Origin of the sequence: Aquabacterium sp. (assembly GCF_021768455.1) — a bacterium.
GTDB lineage: Bacteria > Pseudomonadota > Gammaproteobacteria > Burkholderiales > Burkholderiaceae_C > Aquabacterium.
Window position 1 is genome coordinate 16,531 of record NZ_JAIZVX010000020.1, and the last position, 20,833, is coordinate 37,363.

Below are 20,833 nucleotides of genomic sequence, written 5' to 3' on the forward strand. Positions count from 1 at the left end.
AGCAGCTCAGCGGCTGTAGACGTTCAGAGCGGGGAAGAAGAAAGCGATTTCCTGAGCAGCGGTTTCAGCGGCGTCAGAACCGTGCACGGCGTTGGCGTCGATGCTGTCGGCGAAGTCAGCACGGATGGTGCCCTTCTCGGCCTTCTTCGGGTCGGTGGCGCCCATCAGGTCACGGTTCTTCAGGATGGCGCCTTCGCCTTCGAGCACTTGCACGAACACGGGGCCGGAGATCATGAAGCTCACCAGGTCCTTGAAGAAAGGACGGGCAGCGTGCACAGCGTAGAAAGCTTCGGCTTCGGCTTGCGACAGTTGCACCAGCTTGGCAGCGGCGATCTTGAGGCCGGCGGCTTCAAAACGGGACACGATTTGGCCGATGACGTTCTTGGCGACGGCGTCGGGCTTGATGATCGAGAGGGTGCGTTCGATGGCCATGTAGTTCTCCTAGGTCAATGGTCTTGACAAAACCCGGCATTGTAATGCGGGTCGATGTCGGTTCAATGCAAACAAGTGTGATGGACCGCCCTGTCAACGCGGGTTTGCGCGTGGGCAGGGCACCCCGGGTCGGCTGGCAGATGCCGCCGCTCAGCGACGGCCGCGGCCACCGCCTCCGCCGCCACCACCGCGACGACCACCACCGCCACCGACCTTGCCAAAGTAGGCATCGGCGCCGATGTAGCCCACCGAGGTCTGCAGCGGATCAGGCTGCTTCGGGCCACCCTTGGGTTGGCTGTCGCGGCCATGGTTCTGGTCCGGGCGACCAAAGCCGGCGGTGATGCGCTTGGAGCCCTTGGCAAAACGCTTGTCGAAGGTCTGCTCCAGCGGGTTGGGGATGGGACCAATGTGGTCGAAATCGTCGTCACCATCGTGACGCGGCGCGGCCTGGCGCTCCTGCTGAGGGCGATCATTCTGAAAGCGCGGAGGCTTGTTGCCGCCGTTGCCCTGCTGGCCGTAGCCACCCTGGCTGCCCTGACCGCCCTGGCGCCCACCCTGGGCACCCTGCCCTTGCTGCGGACCGTTGCGGCCGTTCTTGCCCTTGAAGCCGCCCTCGGCACGCTGCTGGCCCTGCTGGCCACCTTGCTGACCGCGGTTGCCCTGCTGCCCACCCTGCTTGCCCGGACGACCCTGGCCCTGACCGAAGTCCTGGCGATCCATGCCGGCCAGCGACTTCACGGCACGCACATCGGACTCACCCAGTTCGACCCACACGCCGCGCTTGAGGCCACGCGGCAGCACGATGGCACCATAGCGCACGCGAATCAGGCGGTTGACCGTGAGGCCCACGGCGTCGAACAGCTTGCGCACTTCGCGGTTGCGACCTTCGGTGATGACCACTCGGTACCACTGGTTCACACCCTCGCCTTCGCCCTTGGAAATCGACACGAAGGCCGCAGCCTGGCCTTCGATCTCGACACCCGTAAGCAGGCGCTCGCGGGCAGCGTCTTCCAGCTTGCCCAGCACGCGCACGGCGTACTCGCGCTCGACACCGAACCGGGGGTGCATGAGCTGGTTGGCGAGCTCACCGGAATTGGTGAACAGCAGCAGGCCTTCGGTGTTCAGGTCAAGACGCCCCACCGACATCCACTTGCCGTTCTGAAGACGGGGCAGGCGACGGAACACGGTCGGACGGCCTTGCGGATCGTCGTGCGTGACCACTTCACCAGTGGGCTTGTGATAAGCCAGGATCCGGGCAGCCGGCGGCTGGATGCGAACCTTGATCGGGCGGCCAGCGACCTTGATGCGATCCCCAAAGGAGATGCGCTGACCGATGTGAGCGACCTGGTCGTTGACCTCGATGCGACCGTCTTCGATCATCTGCTCGATGTCGCGACGCGACCCGACGCCAGCCTGGGCCAGCACCTTCTGCAGCTTGGGCGCATCGGGCTCAGGGCGCAGCACGCGCTTGTAGGCGGCAGCTTCTTCGCCCTCGCCTTCAGCGGCTTCTTCTTCGCGGACTTCGTCGAACTCGCCCGACAGCAGCTCCGCATAGACCTCCTGGGTCTGCTCGGCGGCCATCACGGCACGGCGCGAGGGGCGACCATCGGCGTCCAACTCAGGGGCGCCTTCGCCACCCTCTGCGGCCGACGACACCTGGGCATCGCCTTCGGCAGCCACGCGCTCAGGGCGGGGGCCGCGCGGAGGACGATCACCACGATCACTGCGCTCACCACGCTCTGCGCGGTCGCCACGCTTGCTGCGGTCACGCTGACGGGGCGCACGGCCTTCGGCCTGCACCTCGCCACCTTCGACCACCTCCGCCTGCGGGGCGACGGCTTCGGCCACTTCAGGACCCAGCTCCAGCACACCGTGGGGCGCCACCTCCTTGGCCGCTTCCTTGACAGGTTCGGCGGCGGGGAGTGCGGCCGCCGCGGGCGCCTCACTCAGATCGAGCGCCGCCTGGGCTTCGGGCGCCACCTTCTTGCGCGGTGCGCGACGGGGCTTGGCCACGGCAGGCTCTTCGGCCACGGCTGGCGCAGCGCTCACGGGCTCAACCACCACCGGCGCAGCCTCGCCCTCAACCACCGCATCGGCCGCCTTGCGGCGACGCGGTGCGCGCTTGGGTTCAGCGGGCGCGGCTTCCGCAGCGGCGACGGCAACAGACGCCTCCGCAGCCTGCGGGGCCGCCGCAGGCGCGGCGTCAGCGGCTTCGCTCACCTTGGGGCGGCGGGTGCGTTTGGGTTTGACCACCTCTTCGGTGACCAAGGGCTGTTCTTGGGGTTCTGACATGGGCACGTGATCAATGGTCATGGAGCGGGAAAATCTGGCGTCGACGCGAGGCCGTCGGCCTGCAGGTCGGATGAGGTGGCCAAGGGCACACCCTCATCGGATGAAGGAGGATCGACCGGGCGCACGGCAGGCGCATCGGCCACTGGTTCAAGTGACTCGACGGCAGGCGCCAAGTCCAAAGCGGGCGATACACCCTCGGCGGATGGGGCATCGATCTGGTCGAGCAGGTCGGGCAGACTCAAGCCGTCCTCACCCTGCTCCGCAACCTCACCGAGCCCCTCGACCAGTTCGTCGCCCTCGGGCTCAAGGCCGGGCAACAGGGCCTGCCCCACCGGCAGGCCGTCGAGCGTCGGCAACTGCGCCAGCGAGGCCAGACCCAGGTCGTCGAGGAACTGACGGGTCGTGGCGTACAGCCCCGGACGGCCTGGCGCATCGCGGTGACCGATCACCTCGACCCACCCCCGCTCTTCGAGCTGCTTGACGATGTGCGAACTCACGGTGACGCCGCGGATGTCTTCGATGTCGCCCCGCGTGACGGGCTGCTTGTAGGCAATGATCGCCAGCGTTTCCAGGGTCGCTCGGGTGTACTTCGGCGGTTTTTCCGGGTTGAGCCGATCGAGGTGCGACTGCACGTCAGGGCAGGTCTGGAAGCGCCAGCCTGAGGCCAGCTCCCTCAATTCCACCCCGCGCCCCTCCCACTGGCCGCGCAGATCGGCCAGCATCGCTCGCACCGTGTCGGCCGACACGGTGTCATCGAACAACTGGCGCATGTCGCGCACCGTCATGGGTTGGTCGGCGCACAGAAGCGCCGCTTCGAGAACGCGCAAGGCGCTCTGGGGATTGAGGACTTCCATCTCTTCAATCGGTCGGGACCCGTGGCACAGGCGGCACGGCGTCGGTCAACAAACCTTGTATGAAGCCGCCTTGAGCAGGCCGGCGAAGCCAACCGGCATGCCGGTCTGGCGCATCGTGGGGATCCGTGTCGTCGCCATCAGGCTCGCAGGGCGGATCGGTCTACAGGGGAACAGTCAGGGGTGGCGTGTGTCAGGGGCATCACCCGGATGCCGGGGCGGCCAGACAGTCGGTGTGCTGTGGGCGCCTTGACGCGGGGTTCTTCGCCCCGATTTGCACCCCATTATGCACGACTTGCGCTTCCGTGGCGCAAGAAGTGCGTCAGGCAGCCAAAGCCGACTCGAGCAGGGACCAGGCGGAGGCCATGTCCTCAGGCAGCGGGGCTTCGAATTTCAGCGCTTCGCCGGTGACAGGATGGGTGAAGGCCAGACGGGTGGCGTGCAGGGCCTGGCGGGTCATGCCCAAGGCCGGCGAGCCGCCGTACAGGGTGTCGGCCACCAGGGGGTGTTTTCGGCTGCTGAGGTGCACACGAATCTGGTGCGTGCGGCCGGTGTGCAGGGTGCACAACACCCCGCTGTACCAGCGGGGTGCGACCCGCTGCGACACCGTGGCCCCAGGCTGGACTGGCGCCCATTGCGCCAGCAACAGCCGCTGCACGTCGGTGCGTGCGGGCTTGCCCGAGCCCACCACCGCCATCTTCACCCGGGTCACCGGATCGCGCCCGATCGGCGCCTCGACGGTGAAGGCCGCGGGCGCCTCGCCCTGCACCAGGGAGAGGTACTGGCGGCTGACCTCGCGCGCGGCAATGGCACGGCTCAGAGCCGTCACGGCAGCCAGGGTCTTGCCCACCACCATGAGTCCGCTGGTGTCCTTGTCGAGGCGGTGGACGATGCCGGCGCGTGGCAACTCGCTGGCCCCGCTGTGATGGGCCAACAGGCCGTTCATCAAGGTGCCCGTCCAGTTGCCGGCAGCCGGGTGCACCACCAGCCCGGCCGGCTTGTTGACCACCATGAGGTGCGCATCCTCAAAGACCACGTCGAGGTCCATGGGTTCGGCCACAAAGGCCTGACTCTGGGCCGTGGGCTTGAGCGTCACCGAAACGACCTGACCTGCAGCCACCTTGCGAGAGGCGGAAAGGGCGACCACACCCGCCACGACGACGCTGCCCCCCTCGATCAGGCTTTTGAGGTGGTTGCGCGAGAACTCGGTCACCTCGGCAGCCAGGAACACATCCAGCCGCTGCCCATGCTGCGTGGACGCCACGCGCAGCTCGCGCACCACCGGCTCGGCAGAGGATGCGCCGGGCGGCATCGCATGCAGACCGCCCCCTTCTTCTGCATCCTCCGCTTCGTCGTCCTCCAGCAGAGGCTCGGCCAGTGTGGGGCTCGCGAGCCGGGCGGGAGAGGGAGTTCGGGGTCGTGCCATGCGGAAACCAATGTGAAGCGAGCCGAGGACGGCGGAATGGGCTGCGGGGCCTTCTATACTGCGGGCGGACACATCCGCACCCCATACAACGTGAAACTGCTGAACCAACCCACCCGGCGTCTGACTTCTGCCCGCCGTGCTGGCCTGATGGCCCTGGCGCTGTGCGCGGCACTCGCCGGCTGCGAGAGCGCACCCAAGGACGAGTACGCCAACATCAGCCCGGACAAATTGTACGCAGACGCCAAGGAAGACGCGGCCGACGGCAACTACGAGACCGCCACCAAGAAGCTGGAGAAGGTCGAAGCGCGCGCCTCGGGCACCCTTCTGGCCCAGCAGGCCCAGATCGACCTCGCCTACGCCTACTACAAGACCGGCGAAAAGGCCCAGGCCCTGGCCAAGCTGGAACGCTTCATCCGCCTGCACCCGACCAGCCCTGCGCTGGACTACGCCTACTACCTGCAGGGCCTGGTCAACTTCAACGACGACCTGGGCCTGTTCGGCCGGCTCTCGCGCCAGGACCTGTCTGAGCGCGACCAGCAGGCCTCGCGCGATGCCTACGAGTCGTTCAAGACGCTGACGGAGCGTTTCCCCAACTCAAAGTACACGGGCGATGCCCGCCTCCGCATGGGCTTCATCGTGAACTCGATGGCCGCAGGCGAGGTGCACGTGGCGCGCTACTACTACCGTCGCGGCGCCTATGTGGCGGCTGCCAACCGCGCACAGCAGGCTGTCAAGGAATACCGCCAGTCACCGGCCATCGAAGAGGCGCTGTCGATCATGGCGCAGAGCTACGGTGCCCTGGGACTGGACCCACTGCGTGACGATGCCCTGCGCGTGCTGCGCCAGAGCTTCCCGAACAGCCCCTACCTGAATGGGCCTGTGGCCAAGGTTGACGACAAGCCCTGGTGGCAGCTCTGGTGAGCCCCACAGCAGACAGCAAAAAGGCCCCGAGGGGCCTTTTTTCATGGTGGATCCGGCGCTGAGGCGTTCGGTCAACCTGCGTCCACGCCCCCGGCCGTGAAGCCACTGAGCACGCCCTGGTCGTGCACCTCACGGCCCAAAGGGCGCACATCGACAGGCTCCTCGACCGGGGTTGCGTCGGCCGACGAGCCCTCGCCCCCCTGAATCTTGTGAATGAAGCGCCGCGAGCGGTCGTAAGGGAAGACGTCGTGCACGTAGCCCGCCTTGATGCGCGCCTGATGCTGCTGCCAGAAATCGGCCTCCAGCAGGTCGGCATGGTGCCTCATGAAGATGCTGCGCACACGGTGGTCGCCTAGCAGGAAGGGACCAAAGGTTTCGGGGAAGACGTCGTACTTGCCCACGGAATACCAGATCTCGCCGGACATCTCGTCCTCTTCGTTGCGCGGCGCGGGCACCTTGCGGAAGTTGCAATCGGTGATGTATTCGATTTCGTCGTAGTCGTAGAACACGACCTTGCCGTTGCGGGTGACGCCGAAGTTCTTCCACAGCATGTCGCCGGGGAAGATGTTGGCGGCCACCAGGTCCTTGATGGCGTTGCCGTATTCGATGACGGCGTGCTCCAGCGAGGTCTCGTTGGCCTCCTGGATGTAGATGTTCAGCGGCACCATGCGGCGCTCGATGTAGAGGTGCTTGATGACGAGCTGGTCCCCCTCTTCTTCGATCACGCTGGGAGAGAATTTTTTCAACTCGTCGATTAGCTCCTCCTCGAAGCGTTCGCGCGGGAAAGCCACCTTGGTGAACTCCAGCGAGTCGGCCATGCGCCCGACACGGTCGTGCTGCTTCACGAGCTGGTACTTGCCCATGATGAGCTCGCGCGTGGTGTCCTTCTGCGGCGGGAAGTAGTCCTTGATCACCTTGAACACGAAGGGGTAGGACGGCAGGTCGAACACCAGCATGACCATGCCCTTGATACCCGGCGCAATGCGGAACTTGTCGGTCGAATGGCGCAGATGAAAGAGGAAGTCGCGATAGAACAGGTTCTTGCCGTGCTTTTGCAGACCGATGGCGCTGTAGATTTCCCCACGGGGCTTGCGAGGCATCAGCGTGCGCAAGAACTGCACATAGGCCGAAGGCACCGGCATGTCGACCATGAAGTAGGCGCGGGCAAAGCTGAACAGCGCCAGCAGATCGTCCTCGCCAAACAGGGCCGCATCGATGTAGAGCTGGTTCTGGGAGTTGTGCAGGATGGGGATCGCAAACGGCAGACTGCGGAAGCCGTTGATCACCTTGCCAACGATGTACGCCCCCTTGTTGCGGAAGAACAGCGAGGACAGGACCTGGATCTGGAAATTGGTGCGCAGACGGACGTTGCCGACTTGCTCCAGCAAGGCCGCGTACAGCAGGTCAACGTCGCGATCGAGGTTGTCAAACGGGATGGCCAGTTCGTAGCTCTCGACCATCAGCTTGAGGGTGTCGCGCAGGTTGTCCTTGTTCGGGTAGAGCGCCCGGAAGGTGGGCTTGCCTTCTTCGTCGTCGATGTACTCGGTGGACACCGCTGGCCGAACGAAGATGAAGTCGTTGCGGTAGTACTTGCGGTGCAGCATCTGGATGGTGACCGAGTTGAAGAAGGTCTCGGCCAGCTCGGGCTGGTGGTGGCCGGTCAGCAAGCCGATGTAGAACAGCTTGATCTGGTGCCAGACCTCCATGGGCAGTTTGCTGGCGCCGTAGTCCTTCTCCAGCCGCTCGACGGCCTCGTCCACCCGCAGGTCGTAGAACTCGATCCGGGCGCGTTGCGCGAGCTGCTGGCCATGCCAGTCGGCCGCCTCGAAGCGGGCCTTGGACTGGGCGTTCGTTTCACTGAAGATCTGGTAGTGGCGGTCAAAGCCATCCAGCAAGGCCTTGGCGATCTCGAAAACGCGGGTGTCGGTGAGCTGTTGCGGGAACATCATGCAGACCCTGTCATGGTGGGGTGAGCATTGGATTATGCAAGGCGCGCACCCGTCAGAGCGCCCTGATCGCCTGCGCCAAACTGCCACAGCGCATCCTGCCTGCCTCCGCTCGGAAAATCGCCCCTGAGTGCTCGACAAGATCCGCATCACACCCGCAGCCAGGCAGCCATGCAGGCACAGGCACAATGCCCAGGCCCTCTGTCGCCACACCATGATGACCCAGCCCGACATGCCCGCTGACGCCCTCCTCCCTCACTACCCCTGGGGCGACGCCCTGCCCGCCAGCGGCACCCTGATGCCTCTGGCGCCAGGCCTGAACTGGGTGCGCATGCCCATGCCCTTTGCGCTGAACCACATCAACCTCTGGGTGCTGGACGATGAGGTCGAGGGCCGCCCGGGATGGACCGTTGTGGACGCGGGCATCGCCTCGGCCCCCATCAGAGAGGCCTGGTCGACGCTCTGGCAAGGCCCGCTGGGCACACAGCCCCTGCTGCGCATGCTGGTCACCCACATGCACCCGGATCACGTTGGCAACGCCCAGTGGCTGATTGACCAGTTCAGCGCACCGGGCGCACCGGCACGCCTGTGGATGAGCGCCACCGACCACCTGGCCGCCCTCATCGCCAGCCAGACCACCACGGGCTTTGGCGGCGAACGTGCGGCCAGCTTCTTTCACAGCCACGGCCTGAACGATCCCGAAGACCTGGCCAAGGTGCGCGAGCGAGGCGACTACTACGCCTCACTCGTGCCAGCGGTGCCATGGGCCTACAGCAGGCTGATGGATGGCCAAGGCGTGCGGATCGGCCAGCGCGAATGGCGATGCCTCGCCGGCTTTGGGCACAGCCCGGAGCACATCGCCCTGTTCAGCGAAGCGGACGGCCTGCTGATCTCGGGCGACATGCTGCTGCCCAAGATCTCGACCAATGTGAGCGTGACCGACCAGGAGCCGGACGCCGACTCGCTGGGGCTCTTTCTGGCCTCCATCGAGCGGATGCGCGCGCTGCCGGCAGACACCCTGGCCCTGCCCTCGCATGGCCTTCCCTTCAAGGGCATCCACGCCCGGATCGACGCACTGCAAGCGCACCACCGCGAGCGGCTGGACGAGGTCATGGCAGCCTGCGCCGAGCGCCCGCACACGGCAGCCGAGTTGCTGCCCGTGCTCTTCAAGCGCGCACTCGACCTGCACCAGACCACCTTTGCCATGGGCGAGGCCGTCGCGCACCTGAACCACCTGTGGCATCAGGGCCAACTGCGGCGCGATCAGGATGAGCTGGGGGTGTGGCGCTTCAGCCGCGCCTGAGTCAGTCGGGGATGGCGACGTGGCGCAGCTGCTCGCGTGGCGCGTCGAAGCTGGGCATGATGGAGCGAACGACATCCCAAAAGGCGGGACTGTGGTTCATTTCGCGCAGGTGCGCCAGTTCGTGGGCCACCACGTAATCGATGATGCTGATGCTGAAGTGCACCAGGCGCCAATGCAGGCGGATCGACCCATCGGCACTGGCGCTGCCCCAGCGGGTGCGCGCCGAAGACAGACTGAGCTTGCGCACCTTCACGCCGAGCTGGCTGGCGTAGACCGGCACCCGCTCGCTGAAAACACGCATGGCCTCGCGCTGCAACCAGGCTTCGGCCACATCACGGATCTGCTCCGGCGTGGCCTGGTGCGGCAGCCCGAGGTGCAGCGTGCGCTGGGGCACACCCGGCAAGCCCGCATCGGGCAAGACCTCGTGCAACTGCCCCCCTGCGATGCGCGGGTCCAGTACCACCACCAGCGAATCGCCCAGGTAAGGCACGCTCGCACCCTCCCGCCAGTCGATGCGGGCCGACATCTGCCGCTGCGCGCGTTCGCGCTGTTCAACCAGCTTGGTGCAGATCCAGCGCTCCTTGGCGCGCAAAGCGGTTTCGATGTCTGACCACGACACCCAGCGGGGCGCCCTGACACTCAGGCCATCCACCCCCACCACCATGCCAATGCTGCGCCGCCGTGCACGCTTGACCTCGTAGCCCACCACCGCCTTGCTCAGGCGGATTTCCCGCTCGGCCTGGGGGTGACGGAAGTGCGGCAACGTGCCGGGCTGGCGCTCGGGATACCGGTGCGAGGGCGCGGCACCTGCTGGCGCGTCTGCATCGTCGTCCGGTGGGAGCGACGCTGGCGACGTCAGGCCGGAAGCACCGCTCGGCACACGCCCCGCCCCACCCGGACCAGAGGCCGCTGGCGATCCTGCACCCCATGCGGAACCCGACTCCGGCTCCGCAAAGGGCTCATCCCCCCACAGACCCATCTGCCCAGGCTCCGGCTGCTTCATCCCAGCTCTCCCGTGTGCGTGGACACCGGATCGTCCTCACCATGATTCTGACGGTCGCGCAGGATGAGGAAGTCGGCAAAGGCCGAGAGATCGGGGTGGATCGTCAGACCCGGTACCCGCTCGCGCAAGTCGAGCAGGTCCTGCTCGCTCAGTGCGCCCGCCTGCCCGGTGCGGACCAGGTGAGGCTCACAGCCCACCGAATGCGCGGCCAACACATCACGCGGCAGGTCTCCCACCATCGGGACGCCGTCGAGCACACAACCAAAACGCTGGCCGATCATCTGGAACAGGCCCGGCAGCGGCTTGCGGCAACTGCACTGGTCTTCGGGTGTGTGGGGGCAGAAAAACACCGCCTCCACCCGTCCACCCACACGGGCCAGCATCTGGTTCATCTTGGCGTGCATGGCGTTGAGCGCGACCATGTCGATCAGGCCGCGCCCGATGCCCGACTGGTTGGTCGCCACCACCACCTGCCAGCCCGCGTGGTTGAGGCGGGCAATCGCCTCGAGCGAGCCAGGCAGGGGCACCCACTCGTCGCTGGACTTGATGTAGTCCTCACGCTCGTGGTTGATCGTGCCGTCTCGATCGAGGATGACCAGCTTCATGCCCTCTCCGGGGTGGTGCGCACGGTTGCTCAGATCAGGCCGCCAGTCTGGAGATGTCGGCGACCTGGTTCATCGCAGCATGCAGGGTGGCCAGCAAGCCCAGTCGGTTGGCCTTCAAGGCAGGGTCTTCGGCATTGACCATGACCCCGTCAAAGAAGGCATCCACCGGCGATTTGAGCACGGCCAGCGCCTGCAGCGACCCCGTGTAATCACCTTGCTCGAAGGCCGCTGCGGCCTTGGGGGCCGCGGCTTGCAGGGCCTCGAACAAGGTGGCCTCTGCAGGCTCCTTCAACAAGCCGGTGTCGACACGGGCTTCCACCGCGCCATCGGCCTTCTTCAGGATGTTGCCCACGCGCTTGTTGGCCGCAGCCAGCGAAGCCGCCTCGGGCAAACCGGCAAAGGCGCGCACGGCGGCCAGGCGCAGGGGCACGTCCCCCAGGCGCTGCGGGCTCAAGGCCAGCACGGCGTCGACTTCCTGCGCGCTGTAGCCTTGCTCTTTCAGGGAAACGGCCAGGCGATCCTGGAAGAAGGCCAGCAGGGGCTCGCTCGGGTCCTTGATCAGCTCGCCAAAAGCGGGCACCACCGCTGCGATCAGCGCTGGCAGGGCCAGGGGCAGCTTGTTCTCGATCAGGATGCGGATCACACCCAGGGCGTGACGGCGCAGGGCGAAGGGGTCCTTGTCGCCCGTGGGCAACTGGCCGATGCCGAAGAGGCCCACCAGGGTCTCGAGCTTGTCGGCCAGGGCCACCACGGTGCCCGTGTGGTTGCGCGGCAGGCTGTCGCCGGCGAAACGGGGCTTGTAGTGGTCTTCGATGGCAATCGCCACACCGTCGCGCAGGCCTTCGTGTCGGGCGTAGTAGCCACCCATGATGCCCTGCAGTTCGGGGAACTCTCCGACCATGTCGGTCAGCAAGTCCGTCTTGGCCAGCATCGCGGCCTGTTGGGCCTTGCTGTCCAGCACAGCGAAGTGGTCTTGCGCATCGACCGTGAACGGCACGGTGCCCAGGCTCCATTGCTGCACGATGGCATGCGAGATGGCGCGCACGCGCTCGGCGCGCTCACCCTGGGTGCCGAGCTTGCCGTGGTAGACGACCTTGCTCAGGCCTTCCACACGCGACTGCAGCGTCTTCTTGCGGTCCTGGTCGAAGAAGAACTTGGCGTCGGCCAGGCGCGGGCGCACGACGCGCTCATTGCCACCGATCACGGCACTCGGATCGGCCGGGCTGATGTTGCTCACCAGCAGGAAGGCGTTGCTCAGCTTGCCTTCATGGCCCGGCGTGGTGTCGAGCAGCGGGAAATACTTCTGGTTGGCCTTCATCGTGAGGATGAGGCACTCCTGCGGCACTTCCAGGAAAGCGGCGTCGAAGCGGCCGATCAGCACGTTCGGGCGCTCGACCAGGGCGGTGACCTCGTCCAGCAGGGCCTCGTCGTCGATCGGCTTGAGGTTGGCACCGGCGGCCGCAGCGGCCGCAGCCAGCTGGCGCACGATTTCGGCGCGGCGGGCCTCGAAGCCCGGGATCACGGCGCCTTCGGCCTGCATCTGCTCGGCATAGGTGTCGGCCGATTTCAGCACCACAGGGCTGACCGCTGCCTCAAAGCGATGACCCTGCGTCTCGCGGCCCGACTTCAGGCCCAGGGTCGCCACAGGCACCACCGCCTCGCCGTGCAGGGCCACAAGGCCATGCGCGGGGCGCACAAAGTTGACACTGGTCCAGCCCGGCTGGAAACCTTCGCCCTCACCCGTCTGCAACTGGTAGCTCATCACCTTCGGGATGGGCAGCCTGGAGAGGGATTCGTTCAAGGCGGCCTGGAGGCCATCCGCCAGGGCTGCACCGGGCTTGATGCTGTCAAAGAACAGCGCTTCGGCCTTGCCATCGGGCGCACGCTTGAGACCGGCCACGGCTTCAGGGCCGGCTCCCAGGCCTGCCAGGCGCTTGAGCAGGGCGGGCGTGGCGTTGCCCGCGGCATCGAGGCCCACGCTCACCGGCATCAGCTTTTGCTGCACGGCCTGGTCGGCAGCCTTGGCGGCCACCTGGGTCACATGGACGGCCAGGCGGCGCGGCGAGGCATACGGGGTGACGACGGCATCGGCCGGGGCCAGCCCCTGGGCTTTCAGGCTGTCGGCCAGCACGACCGCAAAGGATTCGCCCAGCTTCTTCAGCGCCTTCGGGGGCAGCTCTTCGACAAAGAGTTCAACCAGCAGGTTGTTCGTGCTCATGCTCAGGCGGCTTTCTTGTTGTTCAGTTGTTCCAGCACTTCGTCGGCCCATTCCTTGGGCGCCATGGGGAAGCCCAGGCGAGCGCGGCTGTCGAGGTAGGAGGCGGCCACAGCGCGCGCCAGGTTGCGGATGCGACCGATGTAGGCCGCGCGCTCGGTCACCGAGATGGCACCGCGTGCGTCCAGCAGGTTGAAACTGTGTGCGGCCTTCAGCACCTGCTCGTAAGCGGGCAGGGCCAGTTGCTGCTCGATCAGGTACTTGGCCTGGGTCTCGTAGTTCGTGAAGGCACCCAGCAGGAATTCGACGTTGCTGTGCTCGAAGTTGTAGGTCGACTGCTCCACCTCGTTCTGGTGGAACACATCGCCGTACTTGATGCCCGGCGCATAGACCAGGTCATAAACGTTTTCCACGCCCTGCAGGTACATGGCCAGGCGCTCCAGGCCGTAGGTGATCTCGCCGGTCGCGGGCTTGCAGTCGATGCCGCCCACCTGCTGGAAATAGGTGAACTGCGTCACTTCCATGCCATTGAGCCAGACTTCCCAGCCCAGACCCCAGGCGCCAAGCGTGGGGTTCTCCCAGTCGTCTTCGACGAAGCGCACGTCGTTCTTCTTCAGATCGAAGCCCAGCGCCTCCAGCGAACCCAGGTAGAGCTCGAGGATGTTGGCCGGCGCAGGCTTGAGCACCACCTGGTATTGGTAGTAATGCTGCAGGCGATTGGGGTTCTCGCCATAACGGCCATCCTTCGGACGGCGGCTGGGTTGCACGTAGGCGGCCTTCCAGGGCTCAGGGCCGAGCGCGCGCAGGAAGGTCGCGGTGTGGCTGGTGCCGGCCCCCACTTCCATGTCGTAGGGCTGAAGCAGTGCACAACCCTGGGCGTCCCAGTAGCTTTGGAGTCGCAGGATGATTTGCTGGAAAGTCAGCATGAATGAACCTTGGTAGACCGCCAACCGGCGCATGGGCCAGTGGGCGTCGGTGATCGTGAAATCGACTCGCCTGCCAGAGGCAGGCACAGGGCTGGACGATGAAGCGCCGCCAGGGGCACCGCGTCGTCGCCAAAACCCCGATTCTAGTGGGCCGGCCGAGCCCTGCGAGACCCGGCACCCAGCACCGCGCACAGCAAACCGGCCAACAGCGCGGGCCACAGCCCCCATCGGCCAGCCCACCAGGCAAACGGGGTCACACCCTCTCGCCCCTGCACCACGGTGTGGAGCACGTCGCGCGTGTTGGGCGCCAGACTGGAAGCCACACGACCCTGGTGATCGATCAGCACGGTGGCACCGGTGTTGGTCGCACGCAGCGTGGGCAACTGGAACTCGAGCGAGCGCATCCGTGCGATCTGCAGGTGCTGGTGGATCGCCACCGACTCCCCGAACCACGCCAGATTGCTGACATTGGCGAGGATCGTGGGCGCTCGACCCGCCTCGGTGAAGCGGGCGGCAATCTCTTCGCCGAAGAGGTCTTCATAGCAGATGGTCGGGGCCACGCGCTGCCCTTTGACCTCGAACGACGGCGCCACGAGCGGGCCCCGACGGAAATCACCCAATGGCATGTTCATCATGCGCACGAACCAATGGAAGCCCCAGGGAATGAACTCGCCAAACGGGACCAGATGGTGTTTGCTGTACTGGTAGGCCCGCGGCGACTCCGGATCGGGCGCCGGGTGCCCAGGCCCCACCCCCACCACCGAGTTCGTGTAGCCACGCTGGAAATCACCCAAAGGGATGCCGATCAGGGCGGCACGCCCGGTCGACTCGCCAAAACCGGCCTGAACCTGCGCCCAGTAATCGGGTGGCAGTTGCGAGGGCAACAAAGGAATGGCGGTTTCAGGGGCGATCACCAGGTCACTGCGCGAGGCCAGGAGGTTCTGGCCGTGCCAGATCAGCATCGGCACCTGGCGGTCTTCGCGAAATTTTTCGTCCTGCGGCACATTACCCTGAAGCAGGCTCACGCTCAAAGGGCCGCCATGGGGACGCGTGAAATCCACGGCAGCAGGAAACTGCCTCAGCACCCCACAACCCAGCACCGCCAGGCTGGCCAGGCCGAGCCCCATGCCACGTACAGCGAGAGCCTCCTCACGCCGCCACGACCAAACGACCAGCGCCAACAAGCAAGCCCAGATCGCCCCCATGCCATAGACGCCAACCCATGGCGCCAGCACCACCAGGGGGCTGTCGACCAGACCATAGCCGCTGGCGCCCCAGGGGAAACCCGTCAGCACGATGGCCCGCGCCCATTCGACGACCAACCAGAGCCCCGCCCAGGCCAGCGCATCGCGCCACCAGACGCCCATGCGCCAGCGCGCCCAGACCCAGCCCAGCAGGGCCATGTAGGCAGACAGGGCCATGCACAGCAGCCCCACGGCTGCGCCTGCCAGCCAGAACGGCAAGCCGCCATAGGTGTGCAGGCTCACATACATCCAGCCCGTGGCACCCAAAAGCCAGACCGTGCCATACAGCCAGGTCAGGCCCGCCACCTGCCGAGGGGTTCTGAAGGGCGCCAGCACCCACAACAGACCCGACAGCGCCAGACTTTGCAGCAAGGCGGGGCACCAGCTCCCCCAAGCCGCGACCATCGGCGACAAGGCCAGGGCATGACACGCGCCGGCCATGAACACGCCCAGGCGCGAGGCCCAGCCCACACGCTGCGGGTGCACTGCCAGCGCCTCCTGAACAAACGAGGTCAAAACGGCACCAGGGCGATCAGGACTCGGCGCCATCGGCCACGTCGGGCGCGCGCGTCACCTTGAACCAGCGCACGGCACCACCACGGGCCAGCATCACCTTGAAGCGCAAGCCACCCAGGTCCAGGTGCTCGCCACGGCGCGGCACACGCCCCAGCTCGTGGGCCACCAGGCCACCGATCGTGTCGAAATCCGCCAAGGGCAGGTCGGTGGCGAAGGCTTCGTTGACCGATTCGATCGCGGCATCGCCCGCCACACGCTGACTGCCATCGGCCAGGGTGAAGATGCTGGACTGGTGGTCCTCGTCGTCGAACTCGTCCTCGATCTCGCCCACGATCTCTTCCAGCACGTCTTCGATGGTGATCAACCCGGCCGCCTTGCCGAACTCGTCGATCACGATGGCCAGATGGCTGCGGTTGGAGCGGAACTCGCGCAGGAGTTCGTTCAGCCCCTTCGACTCTGGCACGAACACGGGCTGGCGCAACAGGGTCCGCAGGTTCAACTCCGGCGCCCGCTGCAGCTTGAGCAGGTCCTTGGCCATCAGGATGCCAATGATGTTGTCCTTGTGCCCCTCGAACACCGGGAAGCGGGAATGACCCGTGTCGATCACCTGGGCCAGCAGCTCGTCGTAGGGGGCATCGATGTCCAGCACGTCCATGCGGCGCACGGCCACCATGACGTCGCCCGCGCTCATGCTGGCCATGCGGATCACGCCCTCCAGCATCACGCGGGATTCGGGCTCGATCAGCTCGCGGTGCTCGGCTTCGGCCAGGGACTGGATCAATTCCGCCGTCGAGTCTGGCCCCGGGGAGATGAACTCCACCAGGCGGACAAAAAGACTGCGGCGGTCAGGCGCCCGTGACGGGCCCTTGGGTTTGTCGCTCCGGGAGGATCGACTGGGGGAGGTGTCGGACACGGAAGGGGTGTCGTGGTTGAGATGCCGCAAGAATACCCCATGGTCGTGTCATTCCATCCAGTACCCGATGGCTGCGGCGGCCAAGGGGGCTACACTCGCCGGATGAGCCTGATTCCCGTCACCATCCTCACCGGTTTCCTCGGCAGCGGCAAGACCACGCTGCTCAAACGCATCCTGACCGAAGCCCACGGTCAGAAAATTGCCGTGATCGAAAACGAATTCGGCGAGGAAAACATCGACAACGACATCCTCGTGGCCGACACCGAGGAGCAGATCATCCAGATGAACAACGGATGCATCTGCTGCACGATCCGCGAGGACCTGCGCGACACCCTCTCCGACCTCGCCAAACAGAAAAAGGCAGGCACCCTCACCTTTGACCGCGTGGTGATCGAAACCACCGGCGTGGCCGATCCGGGTCCCGTGGCCCAGACCTTCTTCATGGACGACGAGATCGCCGAGCTTTACCTGCTCGACTCCATCGTCACCCTGGTCGACGCCAAGCATGGCCAGAACCAACTCGACCAGCGCCAGGAAGCACGCCGCCAGGTGGGCTTCGCCGACCAGATCTTCATCAGCAAGACCGACCTGGTCAGCCAGGCCGAGGCCGATGACCTGGCTCACCGCGTCAAGCACATGAACCCCCGCGCACCGCAAAAGCGCGTGCACTTCGGCGAGGTGCCCATCACCGAGGTCTTTGACCTCAAGGGCTTCAACCTCAATGCCAAGCTCGATATCGACCCTGACTTCCTCAAGGACGAAGCCCACAAGCACGGCCATGACCACCACCATGGTCACGACCACGCCCATGGCGAGCATTGCGACCACCCACACCACCACGCCCACGACGACGACGTGAAATCCTTCGTCTACAAGGCCACCAAGCCCTTCGACGCCACCAAACTGGAAGACTTCCTGGGCTCGATGGTGCAGATCTACGGCCCCAAGATGCTGCGCTACAAGGGCGTGCTGCACGTCAAGGGCATGGACCGCAAGGTGGTGTTCCAGGGCGTGCACCAGCTGATGGGCAGTGACCTGGGCCCCAAATGGGCTGCGGGCGAAACCAAGGTCAGCAAAATGGTCTTCATCGGCATCGACTTGCCTCAGGAGCTGTTCAAGGCAGGCCTGGATCAGTCCCTCGCGTAACCGAAATGAACACCTTCGGGGATCTTCCTGTGAAATCTGGCGGCAAGCGTGGCTACAATCCGCGCGCCTTCGGCAAACAGGCAGACACCCCGCGATGAACCACGAGGCGATGGAGCAGTCCCCGGCCATGCGTCACCCCAACAAGACCCCGTCTGTTGACCACGCATTTTCGGAAGGAGGATCCGATGACCAAACCGTCCGCCTCGGCCAAGCCTGCCGCCAAGAAGAGCACCGTCGCCAAAGCCGCTGAGCCCAGGCCAGCGAAAACGAATCCTCAAGCTCCGGCGGAAACCGCCGAAGCCCTCGCATCTGCCAGATCCGTGGCGCCAGGACGCCGTCCGTCCAACATCAGTACCTCCGACAACATGCCTCCCAGCACTGCCACCAAGGCCGACCCCAAACTCGCCAACGCCTGGAAAACCAAAGCAGGTCGCGACCTGACCGAGGCCGAACTGATGGCCATGCCCGATGGCGAGTACATGAACGACAAGCAGATCGACTTTTTCCGGGCTCGCCTCGAAGCCCAGAAGGAAGACCTGCTGTCCAACGCCGGCGAGACCACCGAGCACCTGCGTGAAGACACCTCCATCGTGCCCGATCCGGCCGACCGCGCCACGATCGAGGAAGAGCACGCACTGGAACTGCGCACCCGCGATCGCGAGCGCAAGCTGCTCAAGAAGATCTCCCAGGCCCTGACCCGACTGGATTCCGGCGAATACGGCTTCTGCGACGAAACCGGCGAACCCATCGGTTTGGGCCGCCTGCTCGCTCGCCCGACGGCCACGCTGTCGCTGGAAGCGCAGCAACGCCGTGAACTCAAGCAGAAGATGTTCGGCGACTGAGCCGGCGAAAGCGACCTCGACTTGACAACCCAGAGCGAACGCAACCCATGAGCAAGGAAGCCGGCGGATTCCTGCGCAAGGTCGTTCGCTTCGTGGCCAACCCGACCACGGATTGGAACGCGCTCGACAACCCCGGCTCCGACGGCGCCGAGAGCGAGTACGCCAAGACCGAAATCAAGGCCATGATCGAGCGCAAGCGGCGTAACGACTTCGTGCGCAAGCGCGAACTCGACATGCTGCGCAAGATCCGCCGAGAAGGCCTGAGCCAGGATCACGCGCTGGCGATGGGCGCGAGCTCCAACCTCGACCCGGACTCTCGTCCGCAAACTGGCACACGCTCCGACATCACGGTCAAGGCCAAGATCGACGAGATCGAATTGCAGATGGTGGGCAGCAACCGCCCCCAGGGGACAGCCCCTTCTCCGGCCCAGCCCAACCACGCCGCCAACGCTTACCGGCCCACCGCGCCGCTGGCCGACATCGGCACCACACTGCCCAGCCCATTCTCCGGCGCACCGACACAAGCACTGAGCTTCGATCTGGACGACGAACCGCCGCCCATGATCTCGCAGGCCGTGCTGGATTCCGCTCGGGCCAGCGCCTCGCGCGCCGCTGCAGCGGTTGCCGCGCCCCTGAGTGCGCCCATGGCCCCCAGCGGCTTTCAGAACCCGCTGGACGTGAAGGTCACCGAGGTCACGCACGACCCGGAACTTGACGAGGCCGTGATCGCCTTCGCGAACGCGGACTTCGACCAGTGCGAGCGCTGCCTGCTCGACCTGGTTCAACCGGGTGCGGTGCGTCACCACGACGCCGAAACCTGGCTGACCCTGTTCGACTTCTACCGCACGGTCGACCTGCCCCAGAAGTTCGAGCAACTCGCGGTCTCCTATGCACAGCATTTCGGGTTGTCAGCGCCGCAGTGGTTCTCCTACCCGCAAAAGGTGGCGCACTTCCTGGCAAGTGGTCACGCGCCCGGCACCGATGCGCACCCGCCCCTGTCGATCGACGCGGGCCCGGACACCGAAGCCGGACCGGATGCCCCACCTGTCGCCCAACGTGCCCTGGAGGGATGGGTCGCGCCTGCACGCATCGACCAGGACGTGGCCGCCCAGCTGCGCGTGGAAGTGCTGCAAATGCCCCGCCCCTGGGTGATGGACTGGCGCCATGTTCAGCGGCTCAGCCCCGAAGCGGCCCACCAGCTCGGCCTGCTGATGCGGCAGTGGGCGCAGGAGCGCGTCGAGCTGATCTGGGTCGGCACCCAGCCTCTGCTGAGCCTGCTGGCCGACCTGACCCCCACGGGCATGCGCGACACCGATCCGGCGTACTGGATGCTGAGGCTGGACGTCCTGCGCCTGTGCAACCTGCCTGTGCAGTTTGACGAAGTCGCCATCGACTACTGCGTGACTTACGAGCTGTCGCCCCCTTCATGGGAGCCGGCGTTGTGCAGCGTCAAACTGAGTCAGGATGCCATCAGCCCCCACACTCGCCCCCTCTCCCGCGTGAGCGAGGTCACCACGAGTTTCGTCGAATCCCAGTTGCAGAACGATGTGGAATTCGTTCAGGTGGCCGCGCTGCACCTGTCCGGCCAGCTGGCTGGCGACATCGGCAAGACCCTGACCCAGCTGGACACCCAGCTGGGCGCCAGCGTCGCGCTGGAGATCGACTGCGAACACCTGCTGCGCGTGGACTTCATCGCCGCTGGCGACCTGCTCAACTGGGTGCTGGCCCGCCGCGCCGAAGACCGGCAGGTCATTTTCCTGAACCCCCACCGTCTGGTCGCCCTCTTCTTCGGGGCAATGGGCATCAACGAGCACGCCAGCGTCAAGCTGCGCACCCACTGAAACCCATCGCGCCAGGCATTCAGCGCCGCTCGGCAGCCAGGGTCAAAAGGCCCTCGAAAATGAGGTTCTCCACCACCTGCGCCGGCAGCTCATCGAGGTGTGACAGGCGCGGCGAGGCCCCACCCGACATGATCAACACCGGCTGACGCCCGGTCTTGACCTGCAGCCGCCTCAGCGTGCGTTCGATGGCCCCCGCGATGGCATCGGTGCCGCCGCTCATCAGGGCGTCGCTGGTGTTGGTGGGAAAGTCGTGCACCTCGCCAGTCGGCACCTTCAGGCCGGCAGTACCGCTTTCCAGCGCCCGGTACATCAGCCCGAAACCAGGCAGGATCAGCCCACCAAGAAAGCGCCCTGCCCCGTCCACCGCATCCACGGTGACCGCGGTACCGACCATCACGGCCAGCACCGGCG

16 protein-coding genes and 1 pseudogene are annotated in these 20,833 nt (G+C 65.7%); 5 read left to right on the forward strand and 12 right to left on the reverse strand.

Annotation, left to right across the window (positions count from 1 at the left end):
* Nucleotides 1–6: 6 nt before the first annotated feature.
* The 4 genes and pseudogenes from ndk to QZ994_RS04645 all read right to left on the reverse strand — a co-directional run bounded on the left by ndk (nucleotide 7) and on the right by QZ994_RS04645 (nucleotide 4,887).
* Nucleotides 7–432, reverse strand: coding sequence for a nucleoside-diphosphate kinase (gene ndk / locus QZ994_RS04630; RefSeq protein ID WP_290868906.1), 426 nt, complete (start codon nucleotides 430–432; stop codon nucleotides 7–9).
* 150 nt (nucleotides 433–582) lie between these two features.
* Nucleotides 583–2,724 carry a 23S rRNA pseudouridine(2605) synthase RluB gene (gene rluB, locus QZ994_RS04635; RefSeq protein WP_290868909.1) on the reverse strand — a complete coding sequence of 714 codons (2,142 nt, stop codon included), beginning with the start codon at nucleotides 2,722–2,724 and terminating at the stop codon, nucleotides 583–585.
* A 341-nt stretch (nucleotides 2,725–3,065) separates the two neighbouring features.
* Nucleotides 3,066–3,578, reverse strand: a pseudogene (scpB, locus tag QZ994_RS20005) (SMC-Scp complex subunit ScpB); the annotation flags it as partial.
* A gap of 319 nt (nucleotides 3,579–3,897) precedes the next feature.
* Nucleotides 3,898–4,887 carry an RluA family pseudouridine synthase gene (locus tag QZ994_RS04645; RefSeq protein WP_290868941.1) on the reverse strand — a complete coding sequence of 330 codons (990 nt, stop codon included), beginning with the start codon at nucleotides 4,885–4,887 and terminating at the stop codon, nucleotides 3,898–3,900.
* 261 nt (nucleotides 4,888–5,148) lie between these two features.
* Here QZ994_RS04645 and QZ994_RS04650 point away from each other — a divergent pair, with 261 nt between their 5' ends.
* The gene (locus QZ994_RS04650; RefSeq protein WP_290868943.1) at nucleotides 5,149–5,922 is read left to right on the forward strand and encodes an outer membrane protein assembly factor BamD; all 774 of its coding nucleotides are present in this window, start codon (nucleotides 5,149–5,151) and stop codon (nucleotides 5,920–5,922) included.
* A 71-nt stretch (nucleotides 5,923–5,993) separates the two neighbouring features.
* On the opposite strand, the gene aceK is transcribed toward QZ994_RS04650, so the two are convergent.
* Entirely contained in the window at nucleotides 5,994–7,868 is a 1,875-nt protein-coding gene (aceK, locus tag QZ994_RS04655) for a bifunctional isocitrate dehydrogenase kinase/phosphatase (RefSeq protein WP_290868945.1), read from the reverse strand.
* A 214-nt stretch (nucleotides 7,869–8,082) separates the two neighbouring features.
* On the opposite strand from aceK, the gene QZ994_RS04660 reads away from it, so the two are divergent.
* Nucleotides 8,083–9,171 (forward strand): MBL fold metallo-hydrolase, encoded by a 1,089-nt coding sequence (locus QZ994_RS04660; RefSeq protein ID WP_290868915.1) that lies wholly within the window; start codon nucleotides 8,083–8,085, stop codon nucleotides 9,169–9,171.
* A gap of 1 nt (nucleotide 9,172) precedes the next feature.
* Here the strand turns inward: QZ994_RS04660 and QZ994_RS04665 are convergent, their stop codons facing one another.
* From QZ994_RS04665 to QZ994_RS04690, 6 genes are all read right to left on the reverse strand, one after another.
* Nucleotides 9,173–10,174 (reverse strand): M48 family metallopeptidase, encoded by a 1,002-nt coding sequence (locus QZ994_RS04665; protein ID WP_290868918.1) that lies wholly within the window; start codon nucleotides 10,172–10,174, stop codon nucleotides 9,173–9,175.
* Complete coding sequence (gene gmhB / locus QZ994_RS04670; RefSeq protein WP_290868921.1) at nucleotides 10,171–10,779, reverse strand: D-glycero-beta-D-manno-heptose 1,7-bisphosphate 7-phosphatase; 609 nt, start codon at nucleotides 10,777–10,779, stop codon at nucleotides 10,171–10,173. Before gmhB ends, QZ994_RS04665 begins: the two co-directional genes overlap by 4 nt.
* Nucleotides 10,780–10,813: 34 nt before the next feature.
* Entirely contained in the window at nucleotides 10,814–12,997 is a 2,184-nt protein-coding gene (gene glyS / locus QZ994_RS04675) for a glycine--tRNA ligase subunit beta (RefSeq protein WP_290868923.1), read from the reverse strand.
* 2 nt (nucleotides 12,998–12,999) lie between these two features.
* Nucleotides 13,000–13,920: a glycine--tRNA ligase subunit alpha gene (gene glyQ, locus QZ994_RS04680; protein ID WP_290868925.1), complete on the reverse strand. Its 921-nt coding sequence runs from the start codon at nucleotides 13,918–13,920 to the stop codon at nucleotides 13,000–13,002.
* 143 nt (nucleotides 13,921–14,063) lie between these two features.
* Nucleotides 14,064–15,680, reverse strand: a complete 1,617-nt coding sequence (lnt, locus tag QZ994_RS04685) for an apolipoprotein N-acyltransferase (protein ID WP_290868927.1) — start codon at nucleotides 15,678–15,680, stop codon at nucleotides 14,064–14,066.
* Between the two features lie 16 nt (nucleotides 15,681–15,696).
* Nucleotides 15,697–16,461: an HlyC/CorC family transporter gene (locus tag QZ994_RS04690; protein ID WP_290868929.1), complete on the reverse strand. Its 765-nt coding sequence runs from the start codon at nucleotides 16,459–16,461 to the stop codon at nucleotides 15,697–15,699.
* Between the two features lie 234 nt (nucleotides 16,462–16,695).
* Here QZ994_RS04690 and QZ994_RS04695 point away from each other — a divergent pair, with 234 nt between their 5' ends.
* The 3 genes from QZ994_RS04695 (at nucleotide 16,696) to QZ994_RS04705 (ending at nucleotide 20,422) form a co-directional block, all read left to right on the forward strand.
* Nucleotides 16,696–17,739, forward strand: coding sequence for a GTP-binding protein (locus tag QZ994_RS04695; RefSeq protein ID WP_290868931.1), 1,044 nt, complete (start codon nucleotides 16,696–16,698; stop codon nucleotides 17,737–17,739).
* A 185-nt stretch (nucleotides 17,740–17,924) separates the two neighbouring features.
* Entirely contained in the window at nucleotides 17,925–18,581 is a 657-nt protein-coding gene (gene dksA, locus QZ994_RS04700; protein ID WP_290868933.1) for an RNA polymerase-binding protein DksA, read from the forward strand.
* Between the two features lie 47 nt (nucleotides 18,582–18,628).
* Nucleotides 18,629–20,422 carry an STAS domain-containing protein gene (locus QZ994_RS04705; RefSeq protein ID WP_290868935.1) on the forward strand — a complete coding sequence of 598 codons (1,794 nt, stop codon included), beginning with the start codon at nucleotides 18,629–18,631 and terminating at the stop codon, nucleotides 20,420–20,422.
* 19 nt (nucleotides 20,423–20,441) lie between these two features.
* Here QZ994_RS04705 and QZ994_RS04710 read toward each other — a convergent pair.
* The coding region (locus QZ994_RS04710) for a type III pantothenate kinase (RefSeq protein WP_290868937.1) at nucleotides 20,442–20,833 on the reverse strand (392 nt) is incomplete at its 5' end.